Genomic DNA, 13,145 nt, shown 5'->3' with positions numbered 1-13,145 from the left:
GAGAGGTCCCGGGTCACGCCCGGGACTCGGTGGCGAAAACGGTCAGGCGACCGCCTCGACCTCGGCCACGATGCCGTTGACGACCTGGCTCAGCAGGTCCTCGTCCTCGCATTCGGCCATGACGCGGATCAGCGGTTCGGTGCCCGACTTGCGGATCAGCAGGCGGCCCTTGCCGGTCAGCATCCCCTCGGCGTCCTCGATCGCCTTTTTCACGCTGTCCACGTCCAGCGGCAGCGCGCCGGCGCCATAGCGCACGTTCTTGAGCAATTGCGGCACGCGGGTAAAGCTCTGGGTCAGGTCCGAGGCGCGCTTGCCCGTGCGCACCATTTCCGACAGGAATTGCATTCCGGCCATCAGCCCGTCGCCGGTGGTGGCGTAATCGGTCATCACGATATGGCCGGACTGTTCGCCGCCCAGGTTCCACCCGCCCGAGCGCATCGCCTCGACGACGTAGCGGTCGCCGACCTTGGTCCGCTCAAGCCGCAGGCCCCGGTCGTCCAGGAACCGTTCCAGCCCGAGGTTGGACATCACCGTGGCCACCAGCGTGCCGCCCTTCAAGCGGTCCTCTTCGGCCCAGCGGGCCGCCAACAGGGCCATGAACTGGTCGCCGTCGGCGACCTGGCCGTTCTCGTCGATCAGGATGATCCGGTCGGCATCGCCATCCAGGCACAGGCCCACGTCGGCGCCGTGCCGGCGCACCGCCTCGGCGGCGGCGGCGGGTTTGGTCGAGCCGCAGTTGTCGTTGATGTTCAGACCGTTGGGCGCGGTGCCGATCTGCACCACGTCGGCCCCCAGCTCCCAGAGGACCTCGGGCGCGGTCTTGTAGGCGGCGCCGTTGGCGCAATCGACCACCACCTTGATCCCGTCCAGCCGCAACCCGTGGGGCAGGGTGCTCTTGACCCGTTCCTGGTAACGGAAACGGCCATCGTCGATCCGCCGGGCGCGGCCGATGTTGTCGGGCATGGCGGGGCGCACGCCGGCCTCGACCAGCGCCTCGATCTCGGATTCGACCCCATCGGACAGCTTGAAGCCGTCGGGGCCGAAGAACTTGATGCCATTGTCGGCGGCGGGGTTGTGGCTGGCCGAGATCATGATCCCCAGATCGGCCCGCATCGAAGTGGTCAGCAGCCCCACGGCGGGCGTGGGCACCGGGCCAAGCAACAGCACGTTCATACCGGTCGAGGTCAGACCGGCGGTCAGCGCGTTTTCGAACATGTAGCCCGACAGGCGCGTGTCCTTGCCGATCACCACCCGGTGCACGCCCGAGTGTTCATTGCGGAAATAGCGCCCCACGGCCGCGCCCAGCATCAAGGCCATCTCGGCGGTCATCGGGTAGGTGTTGGCGGTCCCGCGCACACCGTCGGTGCCAAAAAGCTTGCGGCTCATGGAAAGCTTCCTTTCGAAATGGCCCGCCACATGGCCAGCGCCTGGGCGGTTGCTGAAACATCGTGGACACGGACGATCTGCACCCCCTGGGCGGCCACCGCCTGGGCCACGGCAACAGAGCCGGACACCCGTTCGGCCGAGGTCTCGACACCGGAAATCTTGCCGATGAAGCCCTTGCGCGAGGCGCCCACCAATACCGGGCAGCCGATGCCGTGGAACAGCGCCACGTCACGCAACAATGTCAGGTTGTGCTCGATCGTCTTGCCAAAGCCGATACCGGGATCGACGATGATCCGCGCCCGCGGAATGCCCATCTCTTCGAGCATGGCGACCTGCGCGGCCAGGAAGTCGTAGACGTCCAGCAGCACATCGTCGTAGCGCGGGTCCTGCTGCATGGTTTCCGGATCGCCGCGCGCGTGCATCACGCAGACGGGCAGCTTCCGGTCGCGGCAGTAATGCGCCAGCATCGGATCGTAGGTGAAGCCCGAGACATCGTTGACCAGCGCCGCGCCGGCGCTGACCGCCGCATCCGCCACGGCGGACTTGCGCGTGTCGATCGAGATCGGCGTGGCCAGTTCGCGCGACAGGGCGGTGATGACCGGCTCTACCCGCGCGATCTCGGCCTCTTTGGGGACGGGCTGGGCGCCGGGGCGCGTGCTTTCGCCGCCGATGTCGATGATATGCGCGCCCGAGCTGACCATGCGGCGCGCCCGTTGCACCGCCTTGGCGGCGGTCTGGTGGTTGCCGCCGTCCGAGAAACTGTCCGGCGTGACGTTGAGGATGCCCATGATGCGCGGGCTGTCCAGGACCATGCCGGCGATGGCGGGCCGGGGGGCGGACAGGCGCGTGCGCCAGTCCTCGGGGATCTCGGACAGGGCAACGGTGCGCGGCGGCGCATCGCGGCGATGACAGACGGCCTCCGAGAACCAGCCCGGCCCCCCCGCAAGGTCGAGCGCCTCATCGGGGCGGAGGCTGTCAAATCGGACGACGGGACGGAAATAGACGCTCATGCGGGGTGACTGACCGATCCGGAAAGACTTGGCAAGCGGTTAGAACAGCGTGGGGCCCGGGGGCAGGGCGCGGGCGGGAACCCTGGCCTCTTCCGGCAGGTCTTCGCCGATCACCAGCAGTTCGCAGGCATCCAGTTCGTCCGCGAACCAGGCCGCCAGCGCGACGGAGTCGCGCGGTTTCGCCTGCGGACCCTGGGTCGCGTCCAGCACGATTTTGGAGGGCGCCCAGACGCAGATCTGGCCGTTCTTCATCGCCCAGTCCAGTTCCGTGCGGGTGGCGACGACCTTGGCGCGGTCGTCGCGCGCGGCCAGGCACCAGGCGTTCTGTTCGATCGACAACAGGTCGACCCGGCGCTGCGTCATCTTGTGGCCGGTCTGCGGGATCTCTGTGTCGGGACGCCCGACACAGAGGATCAACGGCGCGCGGCGGGCCTCCAGTTGGTCCAGCCAGGAGGGCAGGCGGGGATCGACCATTGCCGCGTTCGACAGGTAGACGACGCGCGCATGGGGACGCTCCTGCGCCATTTCCTCGGCGATCTCGCCCAGCTGGTCGGCCACGTCGCGGCGTGAGCGTACGATTTCCACCCCCAGCGCGCCGGGGCCACGATCCAGCTTTTCGACCCGCACGAAGGCGCGCAGGGCCTGGGGTTCCAGCAGGATACGTTCCGCAATGCGTTCGGCCAGCGTTTCCAGCAGGTTGAGGCGTTCCGCCTCCAGCTCGTGGCTGATCGCCTCTGTCACCCGGTCATAGGACAGGATGCGGTCGACGTCGTCGTCCAGCGTGCCGATGAAGGGGATGACCTCGACCACCACGTTGAACCGCACGCGCTGTTTCTGGCCGCGTTCGGCCTGGAAGGCGCCGATATCGACCTCGACCACATGGTCGCGGACCGAGATCCGGTCATGTGGCGTGTCGCCGGCGGTGGCCACGCTGCGTTCGGAAGGATGGGCAAAGGCTAGGCGGATGTCGCTGGGCATGTCGGCCCCTGTCTGTTGTCTGATGGCCCGTGGTAACGAAAAGGGCGCCCGACGGCCAGCCGCAGGCGCCCTTTTGCGAACCGTTGGCGACGGATTATTCGCCGCGCCAGGTGTGCCGGTAGAAGATATGGACCCCGTGCGCAAAGGTCTTGGTGTATTTGCGCGACCAGTCGGGCGAGACCCAGGTGGCATGGTAATGCGTGGCGCCCTTGGTCAGGCCGGTGGCCTTGCCGTCCAGCACCGCGCGGGCGACCTTGCCCACCCGGGTCCAGGCGCGCTTGTCGCCGATGTGCTCCGGGCGGCCGTCGCAGGTATAGGTGAACTGGCAGGCGAACTTGCGCCCGGTGCCCTGGTTCACCACGCCGCAGACCGAGTTCGGAAAGCGTTTCGACGACACGCGGTTCATGATGACCTCGGAGACGGCGAAAAGCCCTTCGACGGTCTCGCCCCGTGCCTCGAAATACAGCGCCTCGGCCAGGCAGCGCCATTGCGGGCCGCCTTCGGGCGCGGGCTGCCGGGACAGCCAGGTCTTGTCATAGAGAAAGCCGCCGCCGCCGGTCACCGTGCCTGCCGCGACAGGTATCGGTTTCACAGGCGTGACAAGCCCCTTCAGATGGGCATTGCCGACGCGCGCCAGCGCGCGGCTTTCCAGCGAAAGAAGTGTCTGCGCGCTTCGGGCCGGGTCGGCAGAAACCGGGCCGGAAGTCAGGGCCAGAGGTGCGGCAACAAGCGAAAAGGCCGCAAGAACAAGGCCACGGCGCAGGGCAGTGGTCAGTAGTTTCATGTCGAAAACATCCCCCAATCGAACATGCATCGCGTGGTGCCTCACGTCACGCGACGGACCCAGCCATACCGAATAATGACATTTGCGTAAAGAATACCCGGGGACGCACCGGCGGATTGCCCCCGAACTGTGACCCCGGACCCGCGCCCAGAGCGATTTCGGCCTTGCAGGCTTAGCGATTGCGCGGTCCGTCCAGTCCCCGGTCGCGCAGCGCAAGCTGGGCCGCGGCCAGTCGTGCGACCGGCACCCGGAAGGGCGAACAGCTGACGTAATCCATCCCCGCCGAGCGGCAGAAGGCAATCGATTCGGGGTTGCCGCCATGTTCGCCGCAGATCGACAGGGTGACCGACGGGTTGGTCGCCCGCCCGCGCTGCACGCCTGTCGCCACCAGCTCTCCGACGCCGTCGATGTCGAGGACGTGGAACGGGTCTTCGCGGAACACGCCCTGGCTGACGTAATCCGACATGAACCGGCCTGCATCGTCGCGCGACAGCCCGTAGGTCATCTGGGTCAGGTCGTTGGTCCCGAACGACAGGAAATGCGAAAAGGGTGCGATCTCGTCGGCCCGCAGGCAGGCGCGCGGGGTTTCGACCATGACGCCCAGCCGGTAGGTGATGTCGCGCCCGCGTTCGGTGCGCACCTCGGCGGCGACGGTCTCGATCCGGGTGCGCAGGATGTCGACCTCGCGCTTGGCCGAGACCAGCGGCAGCATGATCTCGGGCACCACTGGCGGCGCACCCTCGCGGCTGGCGTCCAGCGTCGCCTCGAAGATGGCGCGCGCCTGCATGTCGTAGATTTCGGGCACGGTGATGCCAAGCCGCACGCCGCGCAGGCCCAGCATGGGGTTGTATTCCCCCATCGACTGCACCCGGCGCGTGACGTCCGAGACCGGCAGATCCAGAGCCTCGGCCAGGTCGCGCAGGCCCGCGCGGTCGGTGGGCAGGAATTCGTGCAAGGGAGGATCGAACAGGCGGATGCAGACCGGCAGCCCCTCCATGATGCGGAAAAGTTCCGTGAAATCATTGCGCTGCATCGGCAATAGCACCGACAGCGCCGCCTGCCGGTCCTCGACCGTATCGGCAAAGATCATCTCGCGCATGGGCGTGATGCGGTCGGCCTCGAAGAACATGTGCTCTGTCCGGCAGAGCCCGATCCCCTGGGCGGCGAAATTGCGCGCGGTGGCGGCGTCGGCCGGCGTGTCGGCATTGGCCCGCACGCCGATGTCGCGCGCCTCGTCCGCCCAGCCCATCAGTGTGTTGAAAGCCTCGTCCAGCGCCGCCTCGACCATCTCGGGCGCGCCGCGCAGCACCTGGCCGGCGGTGCCGTCGATGGTGACGGTCTCGCCGTCGCGGTAGGTGCGGCCGTCCTCGCCCTGGATGGTCTTGTTCTGGAGGTTGAAATTCATCCGGGCCGCGCCCACCACGCAGGGCAGGCCAAGGCCGCGCCCGATCACCGCGGCGTGGCTGGTCATGCCGCCGCGTTCGGTCAGCACGCCGACGGCCGCGTGCATGCCGCGCACATCCTCCGGAGAGGTTTCGCGGCGCACAAGGATGCAGGGCTCGTTCCGCGCGGCGCTGGCCTGTGCCTCGGCGGCGGAGAAGACGATCTTGCCGGTGGCCGCGCCGGGGCTGGCGGCGATGCCGCGCCCGATGACCTCGCGCCGGGCCTCCGGGGCAACCTGGCGGTGCAAGAGTTCGCTGATGGCGCGGGGTTCGATCCGCAGCACCGCGTCCTCCGGCGTGATGATCCCGTCCTGCGCCAAGTGTACCGCGATGCGCAGCGCCGCGCGCGAACTGGCCTTGACGCGCACCCCGTCCAGGATGTGCACCTCGCCGTTCTGGATGGTGAACTCGATCTGCATCTCGGCGCGCAGGCGCGCGCGCATCAGGTCGGCGTGCGCCTTGAGATCGGCAAAGGCCTTGGGCGCCAGTTCCTCCAGCGAGGGGCCGCGCGGATCGCGTTCGAGGTAGAGGCTGGCGGCCCCGCCATGCAGGGCCTCGCGGCCCTGGCTCTGGCTGAGGTAGCGGCCGGTCAGCTGGCGTTTGCCGGTGTCGGAATTGACCAGTTGCAACACGCCGGAACCGCATTCGCCGTGGCCCAGCCCCAGCGCCATTTCCTGCACCACGAGGCCAAGCCCCGCATCCACCGGCGCGCCCTTGGCCTGGCGCAACAGCCGGGCCGAGGTGCCTTCCCAGGCGCGGGCCATGCTGCGCAACACCTCGCGCAGCTGGCGGGCGGGGTCCTGGGGGAATTGCTCTTCGGCCTCTTCCTCGTAGGCGCGCAGCGCGGCGGAGAGCCCGGCGGTGCCGGTATCCTCGATCTCGTCGAAGATGTCGGGATCCAGCCGGGCCACGTGGATCGCATAGGCCTGGACGAAGCGCAGGTAGAGCCCGGCGGCGGCCTCGTTGCCGATCTGGTCGGACATGTCTACGAAGCGCGCGTCATTCATGCCGATGTTCAGGATTGCACCCGGCCCACCCCAATCCGGGTCCTCGGAGGAGGGGCGCACGCAGAGCAGGGCGTCCGGATCGAAGGCGGCGATGAGCGCCTCCATGTCGGGGAACTTGCCCGACGCGATGCGGTGCACGGCGTCAAAGGAGAGTGCAACCGTCCGCGGCACGGGCAGGTCGAGACGCACCAGCCGTTGCAGGCATTTTGCCCGCCCGCCGTGGCTGGGCGTGGACATGGGCGCGTCCTGCGTGATCAGGGTCACGTGCGGGTTCTGGATATCGGGTTTCTGCACTGCAGCACCTCTGGTCTGTGGTGCAGCATAGGAAGTTGGCGGGTCTTGGCAAGGCGGGAAAACGGATCGGGTGGGATAGGGGCCAGGACACGCCTCCGGCCCATTGGTTTTTTGACGCGCCTTTGGCCCATGGGTTTTTGACGCGCCTCCGGAGCGAGCGCGCGGCGTCGCTCCCGCCCACCCACCCCGCGCCGCCGCGCGCCGCTGGTGGGATCGTCCTGCAAGACTGCGGACGGGGCGCCTTTGGCAGGGCTGTGGGGTGTCTGCCGAGAGGCGTCTGAGGGGCAGGTCTGCCCTCAGAGCGCCCTTTCAAGGGTCCAGGCGAGTCGCCGTCCGTCAAGGACAAGCCGCGCCTCCGGCGCGGGGCTGCGCCTCCTTGACCGACGCCGAATCGCCGGGCGCGGGCGGCAAGCGCCTGCGTGACGCCCGCCTGGGCGGTGCGTCAAATGCCTGCGGCCCGGGGCTTCGCCCGTGATAGCCTCAAACTGTCCACTGGACAGTTTTCCCGCTCCTAGGGCGCGGGTTCAGGCAATCACCCCTCGATCTTCGTCAGGTCGGCCACCTGCAGGCAGGTCTTGCGGATGCTGGCAAGCATGTTCAGCCGGTTGCGGCGCACCACCTGGTTTTCGGCATTGACCTGCACCGCCTCGAAAAACGCGTCGATGGGCGCGCGCAGTGCGGCCATCGCCTCCATCGCGGTGCCGAAGTCTTCGGCTGTCATGGCCGGGGCGATGCGCGCTTCGGCGGCCTCCAGCGCGGCAAACAGCGCGCGTTCCTCCTCGGTCTCGGCGAATTTCACATCCGCGCCGAAACTGTATTCCACGCCGTCCTTCTCCTCGGCCTGGGCCAGGATGTTGTTGGCGCGCTTGAAGCCCTGCAAGAGGTTCTCGCCATCGTCGGTCTTGAGGAAATCCGACAGCGCCCGCGCCCGCGTGACCAGCAGCGCCAGGTCGTCGGTGCCCGGCATGGCCAGGCAGGCGTCGATCACGTCGTGGCGGATGCCGTGGTCGCGCAGCCAGACCTTGAGCCGGTCGTGGAAAAAGCCCAGCAGGTCGTCCGAGAGATCGGGAACCGGGGCCACAACGGGGGCGATCTCCTCGCCGCCGGTCGAGAGGCGTTCGCGCAGGGCGGCCCAGGCGGCACCAAAGACGCCGTGATCCGCGATCTCCTCCACCAGTTCCTCAAGCTCGGCGCGTTGGCTGTCGTCGAGGTCGCCATTCTTCAGCGCGATCTTGTGGCGCACCAGTTGCGCGTCGATGAACCGGTCGAGGTTGATCCGCAGCCCGTTTTCCAGCACCAGCCGGATCACGCCAAGGGCGGCGCGGCGCAGGGCATAGGGGTCCTTGGAACCCGTTGGCTTTTCGTCGATGGCCCAGAAGCCGGTCAGTGTGTCCAGCTTGTCCGCCAGCGCCACGGCGACGGACACCGGGGCCGTCGGCACCGCGTCGGAGGGGCCCAGCGGCGCGTAATGGTCCTCGCAGGCGGCGGCGACCTCGGTCGGCAGGCCCGCGGCCTCGGCGTAGTAGCGGCCCATGAGGCCCTGCAGTTCGGGGAATTCGTAGACCATCTCGGACGACAGGTCGGCCTTGGCCACATCCGCCGCCTCGCCAGCCAGCTGCCGGTCGGCGCTGACGGCGGGGGCGATGCTGCGCGCAAGCGCCGTGATCCGTGCGATGCGGTCGCGCTGCGACCCCAGCGCGTGGTGGAAGGTCACGTTGCCCAGCCGCTCGGTCCAGGCCGACAGCCCTTCGGACTTGGCCACGCGCAGGTCGTTTTCCCAGAAGAACTTGGCATCCGACAGTCTGGCGGCCAGCACCTTCTGGTTGCCGGCGAGGATGGTGGCGCCATTGTCCGCCGTCTCGATATTGGCGACGGTGACGAATTTCTCGATCCGGCCCGTGGCGGGGTTCTTCACCGAAAAGAACTTCTGGTGTTCCTTCATCGAGGTCTGCAGGACCTCGGGCGGCAGGCCCAGGAAATCCTCGGCGATGTCGCCCATCAGCACGACGGGCCATTCCACCAGCCCCGCGACCTCGCGCAAGAGCCCCGCGTCCTCGACCACTTCCAGCCCGCGGGCAAAGGCCATGTTGGTGGCGTCATGCCAGATCGCATCGGCGCGCGCCTGCGGGTCCAGGATGACAAAGGCGCGTTTCAGGCGGGTCTCATAATCCTCGAAACCCGTCACCTCGAACGGCCCGTCGCCCATGAAGCGGTGCCCTTCGGTGATCTGGCCGGCCTTGATGCCATCGATGTCCAGCTCGATCGGGTGATCGCCCGCCTCGTCGGTCAGAAGGCAGAGGACGCGGTGCAGGGGGCGGACCCAGCGCAAGCTGCCCGCGCCCCAGCGCATCGACTTGGGCCAGGGGAAATTGCGCAGGGTCTTTTCAAGTTGTTCGGCCACGATCTCGGCGGCCGGGCGGCCCGGCGTGACCACGGTGGCGTAGTAGAAGGCGCCCTTTTTCTCTTCGCGCTCTTCGAGCAAATCGCGGGTGACACCGGCGCCCCGCATGAATCCCTCCAGCGCCTTGTCGGGCGCACCCACCTTGGGGCCGCGCCGTTCCTCGCGCAGGGTAGGGCTTTCGGCGCTCAGCCCGTGGAGTGTCAGCGCCAGGCGGCGCGGGGTCGAGAAGGCCTCGGCGCCGGTATAGGTCAGCCCGGCCTCGACCAGGCCGTCGGTCATCAGTTTCTTGAGGTCCTGGGCCGCCTTGCCTTGCATGCGGGCGGGGATCTCTTCGGAGAAGAGTTCGATCAGAAGATCGGGCATTTATTGATCCTTCTCGAAACTGTCGCGGTCGGGACAATCGTCCCCCAGCGGCGTGCCGTCATAGGCCTTGTCGCCGCAATCGTTGATTTCGTGCCAGACATAGCCCCGGCCGTCGTCGGTGATCGCCACGACGCGGTCGATGCCGAATTCCATGTTGCGATGGCCGGTAAAGACGCGGGCCGTGCCCGCCTCGATCGCGTCGCCGATGGCCTCGGCGTCGAAACAGTCGAACCAGCCGGGCGCGTTGCGCGGTTCGGCGCCCTCGTAGGGCTTGTAGGTCTCTGCGGCCTCGGCGGGGGTCAGCGTGGTGGTAAAGCAGGCGCGGTAGCGGATGGGGGAACTGTCGGCGTCGATGCCCTGGAAATCGGCATAGGGGATCGCGGTGCGCGCACCGTCGAGCGTGGTCAGCATGACGTCATCCGTGCCCGTCGGCACCACCTCTTCGTAGAAGTAGTAGACCTGCAGGTAATAGATCGAGACCCCCGCGATCAGGCCGCAGAGGAGGATGGCGATGGCCATGAGCTTGCCGAGGTTCACGCGGCATACCCCCCGGCGTCGGTCTGGGTGAAGGCATCGGCGCACATCTTGGCCAGCGCGCGGACCCGGCCGATATAGCTTTGCCGCTCGGTCACGGAAATCACGCCGCGCGCGTCGAGCAGGTTGAAGATGTGGCTGGCCTTGATGCACTGGTCATAGGCGGGATGCGCCATGACGATGCGGCGGTCCATCTTGGGGTCGTCGGCGGGCTGGTCGAGGATGCGGGCGCATTCGGCCTCGGCCTCCTCGAAGTGGCGCAGCAGGACCTCTGTGTCGGCCACGTCGAAGTTCCAGCGCGAATATTCTTCTTCGGTCTGGCGGAAGACATCGCCATAGGTCAGCGGCTGGGGGCTTTGCGGATCGTTGAAGGGCATTTCCATGACGTGATCGACGCCCAGGACATACATCGCCAGCCGTTCCAGCCCGTAGGTCAGCTCACCCGAGACGGGGGTGCAGTCATGGCCGCCGACCTGCTGGAAATAGGTGAACTGGCTGACTTCCATGCCGTCGCACCAGACCTCCCAGCCCAGGCCCCAGGCGCCCAGCGTCGGGCTTTCCCAGTCGTCCTCGACAAAGCGCACGTCGTGCAGCGCCATGTCGATGCCGATGGCCTCCAGGCTGCCAAGGTAGAGCGCCTGCAGGTCCGGCGGGCTGGGTTTGATCAGCACCTGGAACTGGTAGTAATGCTGCAGCCGGTTGGGGTTTTCGCCATAGCGCCCGTCGGTCGGGCGGCGCGAGGGCTGGACATAGGCCGCGGCCCAGGGGCGGGGCCCGAGGGCGCGCAGCGTCGTGGCCGGGTGAAAGGTGCCTGCGCCGACCTCCATGTCGTAGGGCTGCAGAATCGCGCAACCCTTGGCGGACCAATAGGTCTGAAGGCGCAGGATGATCTCCTGGAAACTGCGTGGCTTCTGCAGGCTCTCGGCCATGTCAGGGCTCCTTTTTTCGGCTTGCGCCTGATTAGGGCGGTGCGTGGGCGGGGTCAATCTGATAGGAGGGGCGCGCCTCACGCCCTTTTTGCGTGCATATGCCGGGGCTTCTGATAAGACTCGGTCGGTGGATAAGGTTGAGATTGCAGAGCCAAAGGGTCCATAACTCCCATGATACAAAGACTAATTTCGGTCTTCTTCGCGATGGTGCTGGTTGTCGCTTCGACACTGGTGCAGGACGGTGCATCGGCGCAGGCGGCGGATGACATCGTCTTCATCCAGGTCGAGGCGCGCACTTCGCTGGCCAGCGCGCAGGACACCGTGCGTGACTACTCGGGCCGTCTGCCCGATGTGAACGGCTTTGCGCTGGGCGGCGGCTGGTACGGGATCGCGCTGGGCCCCTATACCCGCGCGCAGGCCGAGGCGCGGCTGAACGAGCTGTTGCAGGCGCGGCGCATCCCGGCGGACAGCTACATCGAGGCGCGCGAAACCTTCGGCCAGCAGTTCTGGCCGGTGGGCGTGAACAACGACGGCGCCCCGGTGGTGCCGGTGCCGCAGGACACAGCCGATCCGGCGGCGCAGCCCGCGCCGCAGCCGGCCCCGCAGGCGGATCCGGTGGCCGAGGCACCGGTTGTCGCGCCCGAGCCGATCGCCCCCGAGATCCCCGAGGAAACCCTGCAGGAGGCCCGCGCCTCTGAACGTGCGCTGACGCGCGAGGAACGCGATGCGCTGCAGATCGCCCTGCAATGGGCCGGGTTCTACAACGGCGGCATCGACGGCGCCTTCGGTCCGGGCACACGGGCCTCGATGTCGCGCTGGCAGGAGGCCAATGATTTCGATCCGACCGGCGTGCTCAGCACACGCCAGCGCGCGGTGCTGCTGGGCCAGTACAATGCCGTGCTGGACGGCATGGGCATGGAACTGGTGCAGGATGTGCGCACCGGTATCTCGATGGAGCTGCCGCTGGGCGTGGTCGAATTCGACCGCTACGAGTCGCCCTTCGCGATCTACAAGCCCAAGGGAGATCTGGGCGCGCGGGTGATCCTGGTCAGCCAGCCCGGCGACGCGGGCAACCTGGCGGGTCTCTACGAGATCATGCAGACGCTGGAGATCATCCCGGTCGAGGGTGAGCGTCGCCGCGATGCGCGCGGCTTTACCATCACCGGCGAGAACGACCGCATCGTGACCCGTTTCGAGGTCGGCCTGCAGAACGGCGAGATCAAGGGGTTCGGCCTGGTCTGGCCCGCGGGCGACGAGGAACGCCGCACCCGCGTCCTGAAGATCATGCAGGACAGCTATGCCCGCATCGACGGCGTGCTGGACCCGGCGCTGGTCAGCGACGACGATCAGTCGGTCGACCTGGTGTCCGGTCTCAAGGTGCGCACTGCCAAGGCCAGCGCCACCGGCTTTTTCATCGAGGCGCGCGGTACGGTGCTGACCTCTTCGGCACTGGTGGCGGGTTGTGAACGGTTGACGCTGAACGGCGTGCACGATGCGCGCGTCCTGGCGGTGGACGAGGGGCTTGGCATCGCGGTGCTGACTCCGGTCGAACGGCTGGCGCCGCGCCGGGTGGCGCAGTTCCGCTCGGGTGACCTGCGCCTGCAATCCGAGGTGGCCGTGGCCGGCTTTTCCTTTGGCGGCGTGCTGACGGCGCCGACGCTGACCTTCGGTACGCTGGAGGACGTGCGCGGCCTGGGTGGCGAGGACAGCGTCAAGCGGCTTGCGCTCTCGGCGCTGCCGGGGGACGTGGGCGGTCCCGTCTTCGACTCGGGTGGCACGGTGCTGGGGATGCTGCTGCCCAAGGAGGCGCCCGGCGGGCGTGTCCTGCCAGAGCAGGTCAGCTTTGCCGCCAAGGGCGAGATGATCCTGGATTTCCTGCGCAACAACGGCATTCAGCCGGTTTCGCGCGGGGGGCTGACCCCGCTGGCGCCTGAGGACCTGACCAATCTTGCCGCCGAGATGACGGTGCTTGTCAGCTGCTGGTAAGCCTGTCGTCAGCGCAGCGCGAATGCCGCCC

The 13,145-nt window shown here is 67.6% G+C and carries 9 protein-coding genes; 1 reads left to right on the top strand and 8 read right to left on the bottom strand.

Features of this window, described 5'->3' with window-relative positions:
- Positions 1–42: 42 nt before the first annotated feature.
- The 8 genes from glmM to KZZ07_RS10545 all read right to left on the bottom strand — a co-directional run bounded on the left by glmM (position 43) and on the right by KZZ07_RS10545 (position 11,128).
- Positions 43–1,386 (bottom strand): phosphoglucosamine mutase, encoded by a 1,344-nt coding sequence (gene glmM, locus KZZ07_RS10580; RefSeq protein ID WP_219514050.1) that lies wholly within the window; start codon positions 1,384–1,386, stop codon positions 43–45.
- Entirely contained in the window at positions 1,383–2,396 is a 1,014-nt protein-coding gene (gene folP / locus KZZ07_RS10575; protein ID WP_219514049.1) for a dihydropteroate synthase, read from the bottom strand. Before folP ends, glmM begins: the two co-directional genes overlap by 4 nt.
- 39 nt (positions 2,397–2,435) lie before the next feature.
- A complete protein-coding gene (locus KZZ07_RS10570) occupies positions 2,436–3,374 on the bottom strand; it encodes a dihydroneopterin aldolase (protein WP_219514048.1) in 939 nt (312 codons plus the stop codon).
- 94 nt (positions 3,375–3,468) lie between these two features.
- Positions 3,469–4,158, bottom strand: a complete 690-nt coding sequence (locus KZZ07_RS10565; RefSeq protein WP_219514047.1) for a cell wall hydrolase — start codon at positions 4,156–4,158, stop codon at positions 3,469–3,471.
- Between the two features lie 172 nt (positions 4,159–4,330).
- Positions 4,331–6,844 carry a putative PEP-binding protein gene (locus tag KZZ07_RS10560; protein ID WP_255564292.1) on the bottom strand — a complete coding sequence of 838 codons (2,514 nt, stop codon included), beginning with the start codon at positions 6,842–6,844 and terminating at the stop codon, positions 4,331–4,333.
- Positions 6,845–7,433: 589 nt separating this feature from the next.
- Positions 7,434–9,665, bottom strand: coding sequence for a glycine--tRNA ligase subunit beta (gene glyS, locus KZZ07_RS10555; protein WP_219514044.1), 2,232 nt, complete (start codon positions 9,663–9,665; stop codon positions 7,434–7,436).
- Entirely contained in the window at positions 9,666–10,184 is a 519-nt protein-coding gene (locus KZZ07_RS10550) for a DUF6446 family protein (RefSeq protein WP_219514261.1), read from the bottom strand.
- A gap of 14 nt (positions 10,185–10,198) precedes the next feature.
- The gene (locus KZZ07_RS10545) at positions 10,199–11,128 is read right to left on the bottom strand and encodes a glycine--tRNA ligase subunit alpha (protein ID WP_219514042.1); all 930 of its coding nucleotides are present in this window, start codon (positions 11,126–11,128) and stop codon (positions 10,199–10,201) included.
- Positions 11,129–11,299: 171 nt separating this feature from the next.
- Here KZZ07_RS10545 and KZZ07_RS10540 point away from each other — a divergent pair, with 171 nt between their 5' ends.
- Complete coding sequence (locus tag KZZ07_RS10540) at positions 11,300–13,114, top strand: serine protease (RefSeq protein WP_255564285.1); 1,815 nt, start codon at positions 11,300–11,302, stop codon at positions 13,112–13,114.
- Positions 13,115–13,145: the final 31 nt, after the last annotated feature.

This window comes from Mameliella sp. CS4 (assembly GCF_019392335.1).
In the GTDB taxonomy this organism is placed as follows: domain Bacteria; phylum Pseudomonadota; class Alphaproteobacteria; order Rhodobacterales; family Rhodobacteraceae; genus Antarctobacter.
The sequence above is the reverse complement of the archived record's forward strand: the minus strand, read 5'-3'. Positions and strand labels throughout refer to the sequence as shown.